We start from the raw sequence: 19,571 nt of genomic DNA, 5'->3' as shown, positions 1-19,571 counted from the left end.
TGAGTACATTCGCTGCAGCAGGCCATTCTTATTCTTAGTACCCGCCCAGCGGCGGCACGTTACGGGGAGCCGGTCGCCCGAATTGACTCGATTGTGAGGCCAATCGAGTTGCACTGAAGGCAATCGACACCCGGAATGGGGGCAAGCCCTGCTGCTATCAGCAAATTTGCTAAAAACCGCTGAGGTGGGGAACGAAACCAAGGGATCGAACGTCTGAAGATTGTTTTGTGCGTACAGTCTGCTTACGATAGACCCTTAGTCGATGGGCGCTTAGTCGAAGGAATGCGATGGCGCTCGCCAGCGGGTAATTGGATTCAAATCTTTCCTTGGGGCGTGCCGGAACGCGTCACAGGGGTGAGTCTCCGTCTGGTTGGACCTACATCTCCATGCAATTCCTTTCCCACCGTCGTACCCAGCCAACCGTTCACCAAGCGGCCCAGGCTGGCGAAACCGCCGCGAAACCGCGCCGCACGGTCCGTGCTAGCGGTGGACCTGCTAGCAGCGGCATGCGTCGACGAGCCTTCTTCGAAACGCTCGAAGCCCGGACAGTGTTCGCCCCCTTGGGCGCGTTTCCGGATGACACAGCCGAGTACATGCTGGGCGACATTCTGATTACGGTCGTGCTGATGGAGTCGGACCCGACGCTACCCGGCGCCGATCCGAGCACCGAAAACTGGACCGCGTCCACCATCAATGCCTTGCAAGCCAAAGTGCAAGAAGGCATGACTTGGTGGAAAGATACGTTCAACAACATCAGTGGGTTTTATAGTAACCCGGCCTTGCCGCTGGTGAACTTCAAGTACGACTGGACTTGGGCGCTCGACCCCGTCGAGACGATGTACGAGCCGATCAATCGGTACTCGTCGGTACACGAACTGTGGGTCAACGATTTTCTCGATCGACCCGACGTGAACTTTGCTCAGAGCCTCGATATCTACAAAGACATCAAGGCGTTCAACAACTTCCAGCGCGAGAAGCACAACACCGATTGGGCCTTCACCATTTTTGTGGCGAACAGCACCAACGATGGCGACGACTTCTTCCCACTCAATCCGTCCCCCGCACCCGACGAAGTGAACTATCGCGGGGCCTTCGCCTTTTTGGGTGGGCAGTTCGTGGTGGTCCCTTCCGATCGTCCGGCGATGACGTTTGCCCACGAAGTGGGGCACATGTTCTATGCCCTCGATGAGTACTCGAACGGCCATTCGTACGGGGCCAAGTCGGGCTACTACAACACGCAAAATACCAACGGCGCGAACGGCAACCCCACCGAGAACTTCCTGGGCGTGCAACAGCCGAGCATCATGGCGACCGGCAGCGGACAGTTGCAGGCCTGGCTCGAACACATCAGCTCGACTTCGTCGAAAGAGGCCATTGGCTGGAAAGATTCGGACGGCGATGGTGTGCTGGACGTCAACGACGTCAGCTTCACGCTCATTGGCAAGGGCTCGTACAACTCGAGCACAGGGACTTACCGCTTTCAAGGCACCAGCAGCGTTCGCACTCTGCCTAACAAGAACACGTTCGGCGGCCCGAATGCTAACGTCGTGTACAACGACATTTCGATCAACAAGATTCGCCGGGCCGAGTACTCGCTGGATGGCGGTAGTTGGACGACGATCACCGATTTTGTCGATACGCCGACGACTGCCAATTTCGATCTTTCGATTCCGATCACGGCCGGCGAACACACGCTGCAGATTCGCACCTTCGACGGCCGCACCGGCGCTTCGTCTGATATTTTCACGGCCGAAATCAACTCGCCCGGCGAAGCTACTCCGCCGCAGCTGACGACGAGTCCGGGAACCGTGAGCGGGTTTGCGTATCGCGACGACAACGGCAACGGCCGGTGGGATGCCAACGAACCGGGCCTGGGCGATTGGGGCTTTGAGGTCCGCGATCTCGACGACCATCTGCTGACACTCGCCCACTCGCTGCGCCCCAGCGATTATGCCAATAACACGGTGCTGAACACGATCATGCCCGGGGTCACCCTGAGCACTATCGGCGTCACCGCTGGTGGCGATCTGGTGATGTCGCGGATTAGCTCGCGGGCCGGTGGCTCGATCTTCTACGCGGGCAGCACCGCCAACGAGACCTACGGCACGCTACGCAATCCGTCGAACACTAATACGCTGCTCTTCGACCGCCGTCTAAAAATTGAGTTTGCCTCGCCCGTCACTTCGGTCAGCTTGCGAGCGATCAGTGCCGCGATTGGCTCGGGCAAGGGAAGCGTCGGTCAGCTGGAAGCGTACGATGCGAACAATAACCTGATCGGTCGCTACACCACGGGGGCCCTGGGTGTCGGACAAAGCGAAATGATGTCGATCACGCATGGCGTGGCCGATATCAAGTACGTGATTGCCCGCGGGCATCTTGAAACCGAAGTGATGTTCGACAGCCTGAACTGGGGCCCAGCCACTTCGACCACAACCAACCCGGACGGCAGCTTTTCGCTGGCCGCGTTGCCAGCAGGCACCTACAACCTGAAGATCGTGCCGGCTTCGCCGAATTACAACGCGATCACGCCGCTCGAAGGCCGGACCACCATTACCATTCCCGCGAATGGCGGTCCCCCGGCGAACTTGTACTTTGCCTATCAGTTCGGCGGCAATCCTTGGCATAACTTGCTGGATCCGCTGAATACCACCGGCGGTGGCGGCATCACAGCCTTCGACGCGCTGCTGATTATCAACTACCTCAATCTGCATCCCGCCGGCAACACCCTGGTGGCCAGCGAAGCGATTCCCGGCCACTACCTGGATGTCGACAATAACAACAAGTGCACGGCCTTCGATGCCCTGTTGGTGATCAACTACCTCAATCAGAACCCGATTGGCGGCGGAGGTGGTGGTGGCGGCGAAGCAGTAGCTCCCCCGACAACGCCCCCGGCGATTGTGGCTGGCGGCAACGGCAATGGTGGTAGCGGCGGTGGAGAATTAGCCCCCGCGCAAACGGCCGACGAGTACTTTGCCCGCCTTCCCTTCCACGGCACGCCGATCCGTGAAGACCATCACGATCATGTACACGTCGAAGATCTGGTGGAAGCTCACTTCGAACTAGATGGTTTCGACCACCACGGGATTGAGCACGATCAGCACGATCATGAAGAGTTCGTGCTGGCCACCGGCAACGACGACAACGCGAGCGAGTTCACCCTGTTCGGTAATGCCGATCCGCTCGCCTATCAAGAGAGCGACAGCGATACGGAGTCGGAATTGATTCCGGCTCTGGCCACGACATCGACCACGGGCATTTCTCCGTTGCTCGAACGGCTGCGAGACTTGCGCTTGAGCCGCGAGGAAGCGGACATTGTGCCGGCTCGCAAGGCTCAGTTGCTGCGAGCCCGGTTCGAACAACTGCTGGCGGTTCTTTCGGGCGACCAAGATCGCCTCGCCAATCTCGGCGGCCAGCCACCTGCTGCGGGATAGGGTGCCGGCCTTAGGCAGCTAGTCATTCACCTATTCCCAAGAACCTACTTGTGACAGTGTTGACAAAAGATCAGCACTTTGCGCAAATGTCGGATTGTTCTTCGGAAATGTGGTGGAACGAGTAGCGGCGAGAAACGAGGCCGTTGGCGACCCTGCGCGCATCCAGCAAATGCCTGCAAACAATGGCCGTGCGATGGCAACCCTGTCTGCCAGCGAAAAGCATTCTCGTCACTAGAGTTTTGCAATGTCCAGGATATGCAGTAATCGACTTTGCGATCACTGAATTCGACGTTCGTCGCAAGTGGCAATTAGATACTGTCGATTGATGTCCAATTTAGGGATGTTTAATTTCCCAAGCAAGGAACAGAACGTCAGGCATCGCGCGGTTCCCGAGTGCCAAAATGGCAGTGAAAAGTGGTTATCAAATGGTTATCGCGCGGCACGGCAAAAACGGGTTATCAGTCAACCGAAGTGGTTTTTCTTATGGGACTTGCGGCAGAAAGTTATCAGCAAAAAACTCGCGAAAAAGTTATCAAGCCGTGTCTGTTGTCACCGGTTGTTGTGGGCTAAGGAGGTGATCAGCAAGGGGAAATGAATGACCGTAAGCGTGATGAGGTTCGGTGGCGATCAGCGGTGACTTAGGGCTCGGCAGGTACGGGTGTCTCGGGTGCAATTGCCGGGCGAGGTTTGCCTGGTAAGCTGACCTCGAACATCGTCCCTGGGCCCTGCTGACGATCGCGCACCTGAATCTTGCTGCGCAGGCGGGCGAGTAACGTGCGGACAATGTAGAGGCCGAGGCCAGTGCCGGGTTTGTCGCGTTCGAGTTCGCTCCCCAGGCGTTCGAAGCGGCCGAAGATCTTGCGTCTTTGTTCGGGGGGAATGCCGCGGCCATTATCGCTGACGCGGACGATCACTCGCCCGGCCTCAGTCAGGTCCATTTTCACTTCGACGGCAGGGTTCTCATCGGCGGCATACTTCACCGCATTGTCGATCAGATTGCGAAAGACCAATTCCAGGTCGATGCGGCGACAGCGAACGATGGCCGGTTGCAAATCGAGTTGCACCGTCTGGACGGGGACCTGATGCCGCAGGCACACTTGCTCGGAGCAGCTGCGCAGGACGTCGTCGAGCGAGACGTCTTGTTCTTCGCCGGGCTTGGCTACACGCTCGAGCCGCGCGACATCGAGCAAGTGATTGATCAGCGTATCGAGTCGTTCGACGTCCTCGAGCATGTCTTTGAAGAACGATTCTTGCTCGGACTGGCTGATCTGCCGGCGATTCAAAGTTTGAATGTAGAGCTTGAGCGAAGCGATCGGCGATTTGAGTTCGTGCGTCACGCTGTCGATGAAATTCGACTGTCGCCGGCTGAGGTTGATCGCCTTGATCGACAGGACGAGGTACATGACTACGCCCAGCAGGATGAACGTCAGCAGGGTGGTGCCGATCGAGAGCCAGGCCCAGTACCAGCCTGCACCGGTATCGAGGGCGGCGATAATCAGGGTGAGGATCGAACCGACGAGCACCACCACGACGAGGACGATGAGCACGACGCCGAGCGTGATGGGCCAACGGAGCGAGCGACGTTCGAACATAGCGGGCTGCGAATGGTGATGAAGAGGGAAGAAGCAAGCGTGCCACTATCTTACCATCGGCACCAGAATCGAGCTGACTGCAATCAGCACGAGCACGCCAATGGTCAGCCTGCGGACCACATGATCGGGCAAGTGACTGCCGATCTTCAAGCCGATGAGCATGCCAACAACGAGGGCCGGAATGCCGGCCAGCCCGAGCCAGAGCGCGGCAAACAAACTGTTACCAAAAAAGAGCCAGAGAAAGAACGCTTGCGGAATCATGCCGGTGGCAAAGATGAAATAGAGGAACGCTTTGGCCCGGATGATCGGCCAGCGATGAGCCATCACCCACAGCACCATCATGGGGCCACCCATGCCGCAGAGTCCCAGCAGGAATCCGCCCATACCGAAGGCCACTACTTCCCAAGCCCAGTGCAGGTGGTCTTGCGGCGGGACGCTTAGCAGCCATTGGGCGGCGAGAATCAGCAGGATGATGCAGCCGACGACTTGCGAGGCCAGATCCTTGTTCGCGTTGCCAACCCAGTAAAGCGTCGCCACGCCCAAGGGAAGCGTGATCAGGCGGATGATCGACGGGCGAAAGGCAAGTGCCAGCGGAATCTCGCGCCGCAAGCGCCAGGCACCCAGGGCGTTTTGCACGAGCGAGGCCACCATGTTGATGAGCACCGCCTCGGGCAAACTGATGCCGGTGAGCATCAAGAGCGGAATACCAAATAGCCCTCCGGCAAAGCCCACGGCTCCTTGCACAATGCTGCTGGCCAGCAGAATCAACAGCACCAGAAAGAGAGAAGACACTTGGAGGGGGCAGACAGTGAGAAAGGAAGATAGAAGGCGGGAGTGGGCAAAGAGCAACTTACCAGAATACTCTGTGCCGATTGCCTCTTCTCGGCATCATGGCAATTCCTGCCTTTTCGTGAAGAAATTGCGCACAGGCCCATCGCCCAAAGCGGGGGCACGGCGGATAATGCCCTGTTGCCCGTCGACCGACTGCCCTCGCTGCTGAGGCTCAATGATCACCGTCCAAGAGTTGACCAAAAAGTTTCCCAATCCGGGGCGCGACGTGCTCGCGGTCGATCGTCTGTCGCTGGCTGTGCCCCGCGGCGAGGTCTACGGACTGCTCGGCGAGAACGGAGCCGGCAAAACCACGACGCTGCGGATGATTCTCGGCCTGCTCTCGCCGACGAGCGGCTATGCCGAGGTCGATGGCTTCCGCTCGGTCGAATCGCCCGATGCCGTGAAGGCCCGCATCGGTCTGGTGAGCACTAGCGCCGGTTTGTACCAATGGCTGACGCCGCGCGAGCTGCTGCTGTTCTTCGCCGATCTGTACGGTGTGCCGGACGACATCGCCGAGCAGAACTTGCAGAAGCTCAACCAGTTGTTCGATCTCAAAGAGTTCATCGATCGCCGCAGTGCCACGCTCAGCACCGGGCAAAAGCAACGCGTGAACCTGGCGCGGTCGCTCATTCATGATCCGCCGGTGCTGTTGCTCGACGAACCAACGCGCGGCTTGGACGTGCTCGGCAGCAAGGTGATTTTCGACTTCATCGGCGCCGCCCGTAACTTGGGCAAAGCGGTGATCGTCAGCACGCACCGGCTCGACGAAGCCGAACGACTCTGCGACCGGTTTGGTCTGCTGCACAAAGGACGCTTGATGCACGAAGGAACGATGACCGAGCTGCGCCAGCGGACCGGCTGCGACACGCTGACCGAAATGTTCTTGAAGGGGCTCTCTGCAGCGGATCTGCAGGAGGCACAGAACTAATGGCTCACGATTCCAGCCTTCTCCCGCTCAAGCCCGGCAGTGTGCGCCAGTCGTGGGTCACTCGCGTCTTCAGGCTCACTCGCAAAGAACTGCGCGAGACCCTGCGCGACCGCCGCACCATCGTCACCTTGGTGCTGATGCCGCTGCTCCTCTATCCGCTCATCACCGTCGTCTTTCAACAGTTCATGCTGCTGAGTGCCAAGCCCGGCAGCGAGGTTAGCTGGAAGATCGCGGCCCGTAATGAAAACGACTTGCTAGAACTGGTAAAGCGTCTGCAGTTGGGCGATGCCTGGCTACGCGAAACAGGCGAGGTGAAATCAGCCAGCGAGAATGTCGATGCGCCGAAATCTGCTTCGTCCGCGCCGGGTCCAACTTCGCTGCTGCAGCAAGCCCTGCCCGAACCGCAGCTCGAACGCATCGACGGGATATTCGATGACGACCTCAACAACCTCATCAATAGTGGCGAGGCCGATGTTGCCATTCGCTTGTTTCGTCCCGACGCAGAGAATCCGCAGCGGCTGAACTTCGACCTAGTGTATCTGCCCAAGAGCGCTTACGCGCGCGACCTGGCCAAGTTCATCGACCGCCGCCTGCGCGCCGCCAACGATGCGCTACTGCATCGCGAATTGGAAAAGCTTGGGGGCGATGCTCGCCCGCGCGTCTCTTGGACGCACCAACCCATTCACACCGATGACGAAGCCTTTCAAATCGCCTCGCTCATTCCGCTGATCTTGATCCTGATGACCATTACCGGCGCGGTCTATCCGGCCATCGATCTCACCGCCGGCGAACGAGAGCGCGGCACGCTCGAAGCCCTGATGGCTGCGCCTGTGCCCCGGCTCGGCTTGTTGCTGGCCAAGTACTTTGCCGTGCTCTGCGTCGCCCTGCTCACTGCGGTCATCAACCTCACCGCTATGACGATCACCTTGCAAGCCAGCGGGCTCAGCACCTTGCTGTTGGGACCGCAGGGCTTGCCGGCGACAACGGTATTTGCGGTGCTCGGTCTGCTGTTGCTGTTCGCTGCGTTCTTTTCGGCGGTCATGCTCACGGTCACCAGTTTTGCCCGCAGCTTTAAGGAAGCACAGGCGTATCTCATTCCGCTGGTGTTGCTCGCGCTGGCACCTGGCTTCTTAAGTCTGCTGCCCGGCTTGAAGCTGGAAGGCATTCTGGCCATTACCCCGCTGGCGAACATCGTGCTCCTAGCGCGGGATTTGTTGCAAGATCAAGTTGAGCCGATTGCCGCAGCCACGGCGGTGATTACTACGGCGCTCTACGCACTCGCTGCCCTCGCGTTCGCTGCCAAGATCTTTGGTAGCGATGCCGTTCTGTATGGCAGCCAAGGGAGCTGGGCGGAACTCCTGCGCCGCCCTGCCGAACCATCACCGGTAGCGACGCTGGCCCAAGCGGCGACCGCGGTTGCTTTCGTCTATCCCAGTTACTTCGTCATGAACGGTATGCTGGGCCAATTCGCCTCGGCATCGATGCAACAGAAGTTGATCCTCACCGCCGCAGGCGCGGGGTTCGTCTTCTTCTTCATTCCACTCTGTCTGGCACTATGGCAGCACCTGCGGCTGAGCAGTGCCTGGCGAATGGTGCTCCCGTCGCCACTAGCGCTGATCGGCTCGCTGCTGCTTGGCATCAGCTTGTGGCCGTTTGCCCACGAGGTCATCGTGTTCGCGCAGCAATACGGCTTTTCGACGCTCTCGTCCGAAGAACTCGCCAAGCTCGTGCCCAATATGGAGAAGTACATCGAGCAGTTGCAACAGGTGCCGTTTCCAATCGTCCTGCTCGCGATGGCGATCGTCCCCGCCTTCGGCGAAGAGTTGTTCTTCCGCGGCTACGTGCAAACGGCCTTGCAACAAAAGCTGCCTGCCTGGGGCGCGATCCTGATTTCTGCAGCGCTCTTTGGCGTGTTTCACCTTTCGGTGGGTGGACTCGCGATTCTCGAACGCGTCATCTCCAGCGCCATGCTCGGCCTGGTGCTAGGCTGGATCTGTTATCGCACCGGCAGCGTCTATCCCGGCATGCTCTTGCACATGGTGCACAACGGCTGGTTGATGGCCATGGCTCGCTGGAAAGAAGAGATTCAAAAACTGGGCTTCGATCCCAAGGACCAGACGCATCTTCCTTGGCAACTGATCGCGGTTGCCACGGTGCTGGTAGTGGTCGGCGCGCTGTTGATTTTTATTGCCCGCAGGCGAGCACAGCCCGACGAACTGCCCGCAGAACCGGTGTTGCGAAGTTAGCTCTGCGAACCAAGTGCCTCGTACGCAGCACGCAAGGTTTGTCCCTGGTCCGGATTGAGCATGCTGATGTAAGCGATCATGCCAGTCAGCCAGCTTTCGAAGTGCGGTATGTTGTCGCGATTCTGCTGGGCGAGACCTTCCGTTTTCGCACGATGCAGAATCGCGCGAATGCAACGCACAAGATCGCGCGGCACGTTGGTCTTGTCGTTGACGACGACGCCTGTGACCGATTGCCGCACGTGCCGCCGCTGCACGCGCGTCTTCGTCTCGTTCACGGCAAAGCCTTCGTCCTGAGCAATGTGCCGCACGCGGGCAAGTATGTAACCGATGGGCTTCGCGGCCTCGCCGCTGGCCGAGAACGTCAAATCGTCGGCATAGCGGGTGTAGTTCCAGCCTAGCTTTTTGCCGATGCCGCTGAGGCGCTTATCGAGCCTGCGTGTCACCAGGTTGCTGAGCGCCGGGCTTGTGCAGGCTCCTTGCGGCAGTGCCCGCGGGCCTGTTGCCACTTCATAAGTCTTCCCTTGAAACTCTACCATTCGTCGCGGCGCTTCGGTGCAAAGCAGCGCGAGGATCGTGGCCACAGCGGGCGAGTAGCCAAGCGAACGAAAGGTACCTTTGACTCGTGAAAAACCGATGGTTGGAAAGAAGTCGGCCAAGTCGGTGTTCACGACCACAGCTTGCCCGACATGAGCCTGGGCATTCGTCACGGTGCTTCGCCCTGGCACAAAACCGTGAGCCGCGTCGTGGACGGGTACCTTGGCCAGAATGTTTTGCAGGATCCAAGTCTGACACTTTTTCAGGTGACGGTGCGGCGCGGAAAGGCGACGCAGCCCGCCGCTCTTCTTGGGCACTGTGAAGGTGACATAGTGCGTGCGCGTGGCCGTCTCGGCATGGAAGGCCAGCCAGCGAAGTTGCGGAATGCTGATGCCGAGTGCCTGCGCGACATTGCCGGGCGTGGCCAGCATCGGCAAGCCCAGTTGCATCAGCTTGGGGAGGTTGGATGCACAATCGGCCAGCCCGCGCGAGACACCCCGGCCGAGAAAGATAATGTCCGTCTGCTTGCGCTGCTCGATGGCGACCGCCCGCTGTCGTTTCCGCTCGGCGGCTTCGGCTTTCTTCTGTGCCTTGATCGCGGCTTTCTCTTCCTTGGTGGCCGCCACCACCTGGCGCGCCATCTCGTGCGCTTGATCGAGTTCCGGACGGATCCGATCCATCTCCAGTCCGATGCGATGGATCTCGGCGAGTTCCGCCGGCGTGATCAGTCCCTGGCCGACCATGCCACGGTCGATGAGTTCCGTTCGCTTGTCTGACGTCGGTGGAATGCGGTCGCGACGGCCGAACCAGCCATTGCCCCAGAGCAGGTTCTGTCCCCACGCTGCTTGCGCACGAATCTGGTCGCTGCTCAGGGGCGCATAAGGGCCGGCATCATCGAGTCCCGAGAGCAATTGATTCGGCTTCGCCTGCCACTGCGGAGGCCGACGTGCCGCATCGAGCGCGCGAAAGTCGGTGACCACCCCAGGAGCTTGTACGCCTTGCAACTGCGAACTCGTTGTCACCGGCGGAGGCGTGCTCAGGGGAGGCGGTGTGGGCTTGCCGCGGAGCACGACGTTGTTCGGGTCGTGCCAATCGGCTCCGCAGCTAAAGCACTGGCGCGATTGGCTCGACAGCAACCGCTGGCCGCAGTACGGACAGACTCCCTCGCCGGCGAACATCTTCACCGGCTGGCTGGGACCCGAGCCGGCCTTGCCGCCCGAGATTAGGTTGTTGAACCAATCGAACAATCCCATGCAAAATTGTGATCGGGGCGGCTGATCTCTAACTTCAACACTCGGACCAAGGTCGTTCACTCAAGGCCGGACGTGTATCCACGTCGCGGAAACCCTTGGGTTGATTTAGTCCAGCGACGTGGATACACGTCCGGCCAAACGAACAACGGCCTTGGGGAAGCATGACAAGGCAACGTCAACCACGGCGGAACGCCGCAGAAAAAGTCTTAGAAAATCAGCTCACCCCGATCACTTGTCTCCTTCTTGTATTGCTTGCGATGAATTAGTTATTCGCCCATTTCAGTAACGCGTCGTACCAGTCTTGCTGGGCGGCTGTTCCCGGTGTTTCCTGCATGGCGGCTTGTCGTAGCGCGAGCAAGTGCCGGCAGGGTCCTCTTCGTAAACCGCCGCTGCGATGGTGACTGCACGAGCACTTTCCTTCCTTGATCAGCCCGTCCATATCGAGCGTTAGTTCGACCGGGTGCTCGCGCACCACCGCGCGAAGGTATCGCTTCCCTTCGCGAATTTCGTTGGTATCAATCTTGAATGGATGATTACCAAGGATATGCTTCGCCCCATATTGCTCCGGGTTTACGGCTCCGAGATCTTGCTCACCAACGACCTGCGGCATGATCTGTCGCCAGCGATAGACCCGTGCATCTAAATCGTGAATCACTTGCCCAGTCCGCGCGAGCTGATTGAGTGCCGCCGCACAGGTCGCGGCATCGCACAGAATGGCCGAGCGAATCTGTTCGAATCGGGCTGACCTTTCTTTTCGCAAATAGTCTGCAGCGCGTGTGACGATGCCGCTCGCGGGAGCCGCTTCCGGCAACAGTAGATCCAGGGCGCTCGCGTTGGTCCAGTCGTTCGTCGTCCAGCCCGAGAGACCGAGCGTGAGTCGCATTTCGCCCATGCGGGCAATCCAAAAGCTGGGCAGGCCCGTGCCCAGCAGATAGACGTCGAACGAATCCACCAGCGGCAACACGCGGGCCAGCGACAACAGCCGGCGAGTTCCCCAGATACGAATGGGCCCGTCCGCGGGGCCGTCGTAACGCGTGGTATGCGAGACGACTTGTTGTTCCCACGGTTCCATCATCAGCACGGGTGGCTTGCCAGACTGAAGTTCGAATCGCAGGGCTCGCGGACTCTTGCGCGCCTTGTGTCGTTTGTGCCAGGCCAAGATGTTGTAGACCGCTTCGCGCGAGAGGCTTACTTTCCGCAGGGGCAAGCCCATCGCGACTTGAACCTGCATAAAGCCCCGCAACCAACCGGCGGGAAGATCGATTTTCTCTTCGCGATAGTTGGTGGCAACCGGCGAGTGCGTGGCAACCTCAATCCCTTCCGGATCGACGCTGAAGCGTGTTTCACGGTAGTTTCGCAGCGACTGAAAGTGGTCGTACAAATCCCACGAATAGTCGACATTCGTGGTGCCGAATTTCAACTGCTGCGATTCGCCAAAGCCATCGCCGCGATTGACCGACAGACAGCCATAGCTGGATTCATCGGCCGAGAAACACTCAAAAAAGACGACGTCGTCGGCGACCGTCACCACGGGATCGCAGGGCATTAGCTTGCGCCACAAATCCTTGTCATGCTCTAAGAGATAGTCCGAATACTTTTGGCGAGCTGCCCAATACTTCTTCCGATAATCCTCGTATTGCTCGACGAGATTCGCCGGGATGTTCGCCTGGCGAGCGAGGATCTCCTGCTGCGCATTTTTGAACGCTTCCCGGCGCAGGGCAGCCGATTTCAGTTGCTCGGCTTTCTTCCAAGCCTCGTAAGCCGTGTGATCTTTCGGTTCGAAACGAAGGTCGCTGATGACCACATCGTGCAGCGCCGAGATCGCTTCGCGAAATCGCAAGGGCTGCAAGATCGGAGCATCGAAGGCCACGGGATCGCGGGCGAGATTCGGCGCCAGGCTGAGTGTTTGTCTCTGAAAGCCCCGCTCGGACAGGAACGACTCGTTCAATCCGCTGCGGCCACGATACTTCAGCAAGACTTCCATCAGACCACCTCCGCGACGAGTTTTAGGTCTGGTAGCTGCTGCGTGATTATTTCTTCCAGGTCCGGGCGTTGCTCTAGCAATTGCACAACGGCCGCCAAACCAGCCCGCATCTCGGCAGGACGAATCGACCGCAGCGCCACGATCAGCACGGGCAACAAGTCGGCTGATGACTCGTCGCGCTTGGCGATCGCGGCGGCGAGCTGCGTGGCGGCCTTCAGCTTTTGCCGGCCGCCTCGCTGCACGCCCAATAGCACGCTCGCCCAAACACCGCGCAGGTCGTGCGGGCCACTCACGGGCAACGAAGAACGACGCTGAAGTTCGTCGACGAGTTTTAATCGCACATCATCGAAGGGCGTTTCGCACAGCCGCGTGAACAATACCGGATCGTTGTTGCTCTTGCCCTGCTGCAGCAACCAGTCCCAAGCTGCGGCTCGCATTTCCGGCAGCAGGCTATCGAAGAAGCAGGTCACGGCATCGCGGTTATAGTGCGCCGGATCGCCCAGCAGCGGAAGTGCCCAGTCGGTGATCTCCTTCGCGAGCGCACCGCAGCGAGCCTGAGAAAGCATCATCAGCGAGGAGCGCTTGCCTTCCGTGAACTGCTCTTTGACAAAATCAAAGCCGAGTCGAGCCACGGGAACGGCCGCGGAAGTCGCCAGGTCGAGCCAGACTTCGAACGGCTGCTGCTGGCTCGCAAAATGCTGGCGCATCAAATCGCACAGTGCGGCGAGCAGCGACGGATCTTTGGCTTGCAGCAGCCGCCGCCAATTGGCAATGGGCAAGGTTGCCAGTTGTGGCGATTGCTCCAGCAGCGTGAGGGCGAACTGCTGGACTTCGTTATCTTCATGCTCAAGCAATTGGAGCACAGTGTTGACGTCAACGCTGCTGAGCATTGCCCTGTGATGGGCCAGAATCAACTGCTGGGCCCAACTGCGAACCAGTCTCGATTTCGCGGCGGTTACTAAACCCAGCAACACCGGCCCAGCATCTGCCGCTTGCCAGTGCTTCAGAAAGTACGGTGCCGGCTGCAGTTCGCTGAATTTGCAACCTGCCCGCAAGCGAACATCGCTGACAGTGATTTCCAGCATCTCGCTTTTACCAAAGCAGGCGTGCATTAAGCCCCAAGAATCGAGAGCATGTTCGGCCGGCGAAACATCGGCATCGGTGTATTTCGCGAGTGCAACCGATATCTCCAAGAGATAGAAATTGGCACTACGAAATCCCAATTGCCGAAAATAACGCCAGGCTCGCCGCCGCAGGTAGTAGCGCGTGCTGTACTTGAACAGTCGGCCATTTCGTGGTGAGTAAGTGGGGTAGTACCGCACTTCGCCCGTACGCGGATTGGTGTACGGCTTTCCCGTGCGCGGATCGGTGTACGTTTGCAGGTCACCATCGGGCAGTACATTCGAAGGACGTTTGAGTGTCTCCTCTTCCCAAGTCGTACGCGAGTCCCAGTCGTGTCGCGTTTGTCGTCGGCGATAGCGCCGCACCAGGCGATCGAAGGCGACCAGAAAGTCCGCCATCAAAGTCTGTGAGTAGTTTTTTTCAACCCATTTGAACAGCCGCTTCACCACCGGTTGATGCCCGGTCACATCGAGCGGCAACGAGATGTACTCACTGATGGTCTGGCAGACCCAGTCGCTGGGTCCGCTGGTCCAGACGTCGACAAACGGCGCGAGAAGTTTGGCGTCTCGTACTTCTCGCAACTTGGCAACGAAGCGTGGGTCGCGCTGACGAAAGTACTCTTCTGCCAGCTTCAGGGCTGCTTGATTTGCCTCGGGTGTGGAGCGCTGCGCCATCAGGCATCCGAAGAGGAAAAGGTGTGCCGACGAGTTGGCGGATATTCTGAAGAGGCGAACCGCTCGCGTCAATCAAGTGCGCTAAGATTTCGGCAACTCGCTTCGAATTTGCGTTCAAGGAAATTCGGCAGCGAATTGGCGAGACTCGCCGGCACGGTAGACTCATGACATGACCATTGCCGCTCCTTCATTTCGACACATTCGCCGCGTCGCCTTCTCCGAGACCGATCTCACCGGCGGCTTGCACTTTGCCAATTTGCTTCGGTATTTCGAAGAAGCGGAGCAAGCATTGTTTCGCTCGCTGGAAATTCCAATGCTCTGGCGACGCGACGACGGCGTCGAGCAAGGCTGGCCGCGCGTGGCAGCCGAGTGCGACATCTTGCTTCCCATTCAACTGGCCGATGAACTTGCGATTGACGTCAGTATCGAACGTCTGCGTGCCAGTAGCATCACTTTGCTCTTCGCGGTCTCGCGAACCGGCGAAGCTGTTGCCAGCGGTCGCTTGCGGCTCGCTTGTATCGCGGCCCGTCCTGGCGAAGGGATGCGCGCCGCCCCCATTCCCGACGACATGCTGCAAAAATTCCGCCGGCTGATGTCGGCTTAAGGAACTCCGTTGCTGGATTAGAATCGTTGGATGGAAACCAATCCCTACGAATCACCGGCACACGACTCGACGCAGACACCTGTTGGAAAGTCGTACTGGGTCAAGCTGACCATCCGCTTCTTCATTGCCGCACCGATTCTGTCGGGAGCACTCCTCGGTGGTTTTGTGGGTGGCGTGCTGCTGTATCACTATACGAATTCAGGACCAGCACTCTTTATCCCTTTGCTGCTGTACGCGTTTGGCTTCGCTCTAGCCAGTGTCTTGCTGGCGGTCAGCCTAGTGAGGTGGTTGGTGGTCAAGTTGAAAGTGATTTGACTCCCGGTAAGCATGTTAAGATTGCTGCATCAAACCACGCGTCGCTGCCCCTACCTCTGAGCCTCTCATGCACAACCGCTTCCTTCTCCGCTGGCCGATCGCCGTTTCAATCCTGTGCGTGGTGTTGCTCGGCGAATTCGTTCCCCCGGCAAAGGCTCAATCGCTAGAAGACGAACTGAAGATTGTTCCCGCGGCACAGTTGGCTCAGCAGGCCAAGCAAGACGGCGATGCCAGTCGGGGGGCAGTCGTCTTCTTTCAACAGCAGATGTCGTGCGGCAAATGCCACATGGTGGGCAAGGCAAATGAAAAGGGTCTCGGCCCCGATCTGGCTGCCTTGGGCTCGAAGGTGACCGACGAGTCGCTCGTCGAATCGGTACTGTTCCCTTCGAAGGTCATTCGCCCCGGCTTTGAATCGGTAACGGTCGTCAAAGCGGATGGCACCACGTTGTCGGCTCTGCTCGTGGAGCGGACCAGAGAGAAGTTCGTCCTGCGCGATGTGGCCCGCGGCGGCGAACTCACCACTTTGGCAATGGCAGACGTTGAAGAGTGGAAAGCGAATGCCGCGTCGATCATGCCGGCCGGCCAAGTAAATCAACTGAACAGCAGGCAGCAATTCCTGGATCTGCTTCGCTACCTAATGGAGATTCGTGATGGTGGCGCAGCTCGCGCCCAGCAACTTCAGCCTGCGCAGTCGCTGCTCACGTTCACCGTGCCCGAGTACGAACAGCGGATCGATCACGCAGCCCTGATTGGCGATTGGAACCCTGCGGCGCTCAAGAGGGGCGAAGCCATTTATCAGCGCGTGTGTGCCAACTGCCACGGCACCAAAGACAAACCCGGTTCGCTGCCGACATCGCTGCGGTTTGCCGAAGGCAAGTTCAAGAACGGGAGCGATCCGCTCTCAATGTATCGCACGCTCACGCACGGCTTTGGCCTGATGGCTCCGCAAGCGTGGATGGTTCCTGCGCAAAAGTACGACGTGATTCACTACATCCGCGAGACCTATCTGCGACCGCATAATCCAAGTCAGTTCGTCGCCGTCAATGCTTCGCTGCTCGCGCGCTTGCCCAAGGGCGATACGCGCGGCCCAGCGCCGAGCAATATCTTTGCCTGGTCGGCGATGGACTATGGCCCGAGTCTCGCGCACACCTACGAAGTGCCCGGCTTGGCGCACAATCTGGCCTATAAGGGAATCGCGGTGCGGCTCGATCCAGGTGCTGGCGGCGTGTCGCGCGGGCGACATTGGCAGATGTTCGATACCGATACGCTGCGAATGGCCGCTGCCTGGAATGGCACCGGCAAAGCCGACGACAACTTCATCGACTGGCAGGGAATTCAGTTCAACGGTGCGCACGGAGTTCATCCGCGCCTCGTCGGCCAAACGGCTCTCGTCAACTCGACCGGTCCAGGTTGGGCCAATCCAGCCAGCGGTTCGTTTCAAGATGACCAGCGCGTGTTGGGCCGCGATGGCAAGCGGTATGGTCCGCTGCCGCGCACCTGGGGCAAGTATCGCGGCCAGTACCATCACGGCCAGCAAGTCGTGTTTTCGTACACCGTCGGAACAACCGAGATTCTGGAATCGCCCGCTCTGCTCACGCGCGACGATGCTAAACTCGCCCCGCTGATGCTGCGTACGTTCAACATCGGCCCCCGCGACCGCGACTTGATGTTGCAAGTCGCCGAGCATCCGGCTGCGGATGCCAAGCTCTCGCTGCTCGCCGCAAATAGCCCGGCGACCGTGCAGTTGGCTCCGCCGAGCGAACCCACGAGCGCCGCGCAAGATCAAAAACTCGCCTTCGACGGCAATACGTATCTCGAAGTTGCCAACGGCGCAGCCTTTGACCTGACGTCGCAGGATTTCTCCCTTGTGGCTCGCATCAAAACCAAAGCAGACGGCACAATCTGGTCGCTGACGCAAACCGGCCCCAAGTGGGTTCCCGATGGCCAGTCGTTCTTTGTGCGCAACGGCAGGCTGGCGTTTGATATTGGTTGGGTTGGGGCAGTCGCCGGCAAGAAGAAGGTAGACGACGACGCCTGGCATCAGGTGGCCGTGACCTGGCAGAAGTCGCAACAAAAGGTGCGACTCTATGTCGATGGCATGCTCGATAGCGAAGGCACACTCGCCGCCAAGGGGCCGCTCGCCAAGAGCGTCGTCCGCATCGGCTTTACTGCGCCCAATTTCCCTCGACCGGCAACCTTCTTTCAGGGCGAGCTTGCTGATGTGCGGTTCTATCAAAAACAGCTAACCGAAGTCGCGGACAAACTACCCGCCGACAAATCGCTCGTCGCTCATTGGCCGTTGGCAAAAGACAAACAACCTGGAGTGGATCTTGCCGGCAAACACACCGGCGAAGTTCGTCGCGGCTTGTCCCCCGTTCGTTCACGCTCCGGTCCGATCATCGCCGGCTTTGCTCCACGTACGACGAACGCCGGATGGATCAGCGAGCAAGGCAAGCTACGACTGAAGATTCCCGCCGGCAAAGATTCGCTGCATTTCACGGTCTGGGTCCCTTCCGATACGGCTGCAATCGCCAACGCAGATGCCGCTACCATCGCGCAGCAGTGGAGCGACGTTCCCTTTCCCGATGCGGCTCGAGATCTGTCGCCACTCACGCAAGGCGGCCCGCCTCGCTGGCCGCAGCGCTTGGAAACCGAAGCGAAACTCGGCAATACCGATGGTCCCTTCGCCGCCGACGTGCTCACCGCGCCAGAAGCAAATCCCTGGCTGGCGCAGACTCGCTTTAGCGGGCTCGACTTCTTCCCCGATGGTCGCCTCGCAGTCTGCTCTTGGGATGGCGACGTGTGGATCGTCGCAGAGCAAGCCGCCAACGCCAACGCGCCGCCAAAACTCAGCTGGCAGCGAATCGCCTCCGGGCTCTTTCAGCCCTTGGGTCTGAAAATTGTTGACGGAAAAATCCGCGTCACCTGCCGCGATCAACTGACGGTACTGCACGACCTGAACAACGACGGCGAGATCGATTTCTACGAATGCTTGAACAACGATCACCAGGTGACCGAGCACTTCCATGAATTTGCCATGGGCCTGCAAACCGATGCCGAGGGAAATTTCTACTATGCCAAATCGGGCTGCCATGGCATTGCCGCCACGGTGCCCCATCACGGCACGCTGCTTCGTGTAAGCAAAGATGGCTCGCGCACCGACATTCTCGCCAACGGCTTTCGCGCGGCGAACGGCGTGTGTCTCAATCCCGATGGTTCGTTTGTCGTCACCGATCAGGAAGGCTTCTGGAACCCAAAGAATCGCATCAATTGGGTCACCGTGCCCGCGAGTGGCAAGCCGAACTTCTACGGCAACATGCTCGGCTATCACGACGTAAAAGACACTTCCGACGCCGCGATGGTGCCACCCCTATGCTGGATCACCAACGCTTTCGATCGCAGCCCGGCGGAGTTGTTATGGGTGGACAGCAAACAGTGGGGACCACTCAATGGCTCGCTACTGAACTTGTCCTATGGTTACGGCAAGGTGTTTCTGGTGCCGCACGAAAAGGTGAACGGCACGATGCAAGGTGGCCTGATCGAGTTGCCAGTGCCTTTGTTCCCGACCGGTGTCATGCGCGGTCGTTTCCATCCGCGCGATGGCCAACTCTATCTGTGCGGCATGTTTGCCTGGGCAGGAAACGCGACCAGTCCCGGCGGGCTATATCGACTGCGAGCTACCGGCCAGCCCATGCATTTGCCGCTGGAGCTGCACGCCAAAAAGTCGGCGCTGGTGCTGAAGTTCACGGAGCCACTTGATCCTGCTTCGCTCGACACAAAGAGCTTTCAGGTGATGACCTGGTCGCTGAAGCGCACGGCCAACTACGGCTCGAAGCACTACGACGAACAGAAGCTCGCAGTGCGCGGCGCTTCGCTTTCGTCCGATGGCAAAACGCTAACGCTCGACGTAGCCAACTTGCAGCCCACGTGGTGCATGGAGATCAAGTACTCTCTTCGCGCCGCCACAGGCCAGCCGATCAGCGGCACGATTCACAACACGATTCATGCCCTTGGCAAGTGACAAGTGGCGGGCAACTAACTTTTCTTGCCCGTTAGT

The 19,571-nt window shown here is 59.1% G+C and carries 11 protein-coding genes; 6 read left to right on the top strand and 5 right to left on the bottom strand.

The genetic code is table 11. The annotated features are described in order from the left end of the window. Nucleotides 1–386: 386 nt before the first annotated feature. On the top strand, nucleotides 387–3,431 hold the full coding sequence (locus tag NA78x_RS30760; protein ID WP_425616214.1) for a dockerin type I domain-containing protein: 3,045 nt from the start codon (nucleotides 387–389) through the stop codon (nucleotides 3,429–3,431). Between the two features lie 638 nt (nucleotides 3,432–4,069). Here NA78x_RS30760 and NA78x_RS30755 read toward each other — a convergent pair. Further along, the gene (locus NA78x_RS30755) at nucleotides 4,070–5,023 is read right to left on the bottom strand and encodes a sensor histidine kinase (RefSeq protein ID WP_425616213.1); all 954 of its coding nucleotides are present in this window, start codon (nucleotides 5,021–5,023) and stop codon (nucleotides 4,070–4,072) included. Between the two features lie 45 nt (nucleotides 5,024–5,068). Further along, complete coding sequence (locus NA78x_RS30750) at nucleotides 5,069–5,815, bottom strand: TSUP family transporter (RefSeq protein ID WP_425616212.1); 747 nt, start codon at nucleotides 5,813–5,815, stop codon at nucleotides 5,069–5,071. Nucleotides 5,816–6,029: 214 nt separating this feature from the next. Here NA78x_RS30750 and NA78x_RS30745 point away from each other — a divergent pair, with 214 nt between their 5' ends. Both NA78x_RS30745 and NA78x_RS30740 read left to right on the top strand, forming a co-directional pair. Further along, entirely contained in the window at nucleotides 6,030–6,782 is a 753-nt protein-coding gene (locus NA78x_RS30745; protein WP_425616211.1) for an ATP-binding cassette domain-containing protein, read from the top strand. Further along, nucleotides 6,782–9,028, top strand: a complete 2,247-nt coding sequence (locus NA78x_RS30740; protein ID WP_425616210.1) for an ABC transporter permease subunit/CPBP intramembrane protease — start codon at nucleotides 6,782–6,784, stop codon at nucleotides 9,026–9,028. Before NA78x_RS30745 ends, NA78x_RS30740 begins: the two co-directional genes overlap by 1 nt. On the opposite strand, the gene NA78x_RS30735 is transcribed toward NA78x_RS30740, so the two are convergent. The 3 genes from NA78x_RS30735 to NA78x_RS30725 form a co-directional block, all read right to left on the bottom strand. Continuing rightward, on the bottom strand, nucleotides 9,025–10,815 hold the full coding sequence (locus NA78x_RS30735) for a reverse transcriptase family protein (protein ID WP_425616209.1): 1,791 nt from the start codon (nucleotides 10,813–10,815) through the stop codon (nucleotides 9,025–9,027). The genes NA78x_RS30740 and NA78x_RS30735 overlap by 4 nt on opposite strands. A gap of 262 nt (nucleotides 10,816–11,077) precedes the next feature. Beyond that, a complete protein-coding gene (locus tag NA78x_RS30730) occupies nucleotides 11,078–12,799 on the bottom strand; it encodes a metal-binding protein (protein ID WP_425616208.1) in 1,722 nt (573 codons plus the stop codon). Further along, nucleotides 12,799–14,595, bottom strand: a complete 1,797-nt coding sequence (locus NA78x_RS30725) for a hypothetical protein (RefSeq protein ID WP_425616207.1) — start codon at nucleotides 14,593–14,595, stop codon at nucleotides 12,799–12,801. Before NA78x_RS30725 ends, NA78x_RS30730 begins: the two co-directional genes overlap by 1 nt. A gap of 169 nt (nucleotides 14,596–14,764) precedes the next feature. Here NA78x_RS30725 and NA78x_RS30720 point away from each other — a divergent pair, with 169 nt between their 5' ends. The 3 genes from NA78x_RS30720 (at nucleotide 14,765) to NA78x_RS30710 (ending at nucleotide 19,535) form a co-directional block, all read left to right on the top strand. Beyond that, nucleotides 14,765–15,199 carry an acyl-CoA thioesterase gene (locus NA78x_RS30720; protein ID WP_425616206.1) on the top strand — a complete coding sequence of 145 codons (435 nt, stop codon included), beginning with the start codon at nucleotides 14,765–14,767 and terminating at the stop codon, nucleotides 15,197–15,199. A 30-nt stretch (nucleotides 15,200–15,229) separates the two neighbouring features. Further along, entirely contained in the window at nucleotides 15,230–15,514 is a 285-nt protein-coding gene (locus NA78x_RS30715; RefSeq protein ID WP_425616205.1) for a hypothetical protein, read from the top strand. Nucleotides 15,515–15,581: 67 nt separating this feature from the next. Beyond that, entirely contained in the window at nucleotides 15,582–19,535 is a 3,954-nt protein-coding gene (locus tag NA78x_RS30710) for a DUF6797 domain-containing protein (RefSeq protein ID WP_425616204.1), read from the top strand. Nucleotides 19,536–19,571 lie beyond the last annotated feature (36 nt).

This window comes from Anatilimnocola aquadivae (assembly GCF_049819085.1).
GTDB lineage: Bacteria > Planctomycetota > Planctomycetia > Pirellulales > Pirellulaceae > Anatilimnocola.
This window is presented reverse-complemented; position numbering and strand designations above follow the sequence as displayed.

Bases quoted from the DNA above. Each gene is read 5' to 3' on its own strand.
- NA78x_RS30760 (WP_425616214.1), top strand. From the start codon at position 387: ATGCAATTCCTTTCCCACCGTCGTACCCAGCCAACCGTTCACCAAGCG.
- NA78x_RS30755 (WP_425616213.1), bottom strand. From the start codon at position 5,023: ATGTTCGAACGTCGCTCGCTCCGTTGGCCCATCACGCTCGGCGTCGTG.
- NA78x_RS30745 (WP_425616211.1), top strand. From the start codon at position 6,030: ATGATCACCGTCCAAGAGTTGACCAAAAAGTTTCCCAATCCGGGGCGC.
- NA78x_RS30740 (WP_425616210.1), top strand. From the start codon at position 6,782: ATGGCTCACGATTCCAGCCTTCTCCCGCTCAAGCCCGGCAGTGTGCGC.
- NA78x_RS30735 (WP_425616209.1), bottom strand. From the start codon at position 10,815: ATGGGATTGTTCGATTGGTTCAACAACCTAATCTCGGGCGGCAAGGCC.
- NA78x_RS30730 (WP_425616208.1), bottom strand. From the start codon at position 12,799: ATGGAAGTCTTGCTGAAGTATCGTGGCCGCAGCGGATTGAACGAGTCG.
- NA78x_RS30725 (WP_425616207.1), bottom strand. From the start codon at position 14,595: ATGGCGCAGCGCTCCACACCCGAGGCAAATCAAGCAGCCCTGAAGCTG.
- NA78x_RS30720 (WP_425616206.1), top strand. From the start codon at position 14,765: ATGACCATTGCCGCTCCTTCATTTCGACACATTCGCCGCGTCGCCTTC.
- NA78x_RS30715 (WP_425616205.1), top strand. From the start codon at position 15,230: ATGGAAACCAATCCCTACGAATCACCGGCACACGACTCGACGCAGACA.
- NA78x_RS30710 (WP_425616204.1), top strand. From the start codon at position 15,582: ATGCACAACCGCTTCCTTCTCCGCTGGCCGATCGCCGTTTCAATCCTG.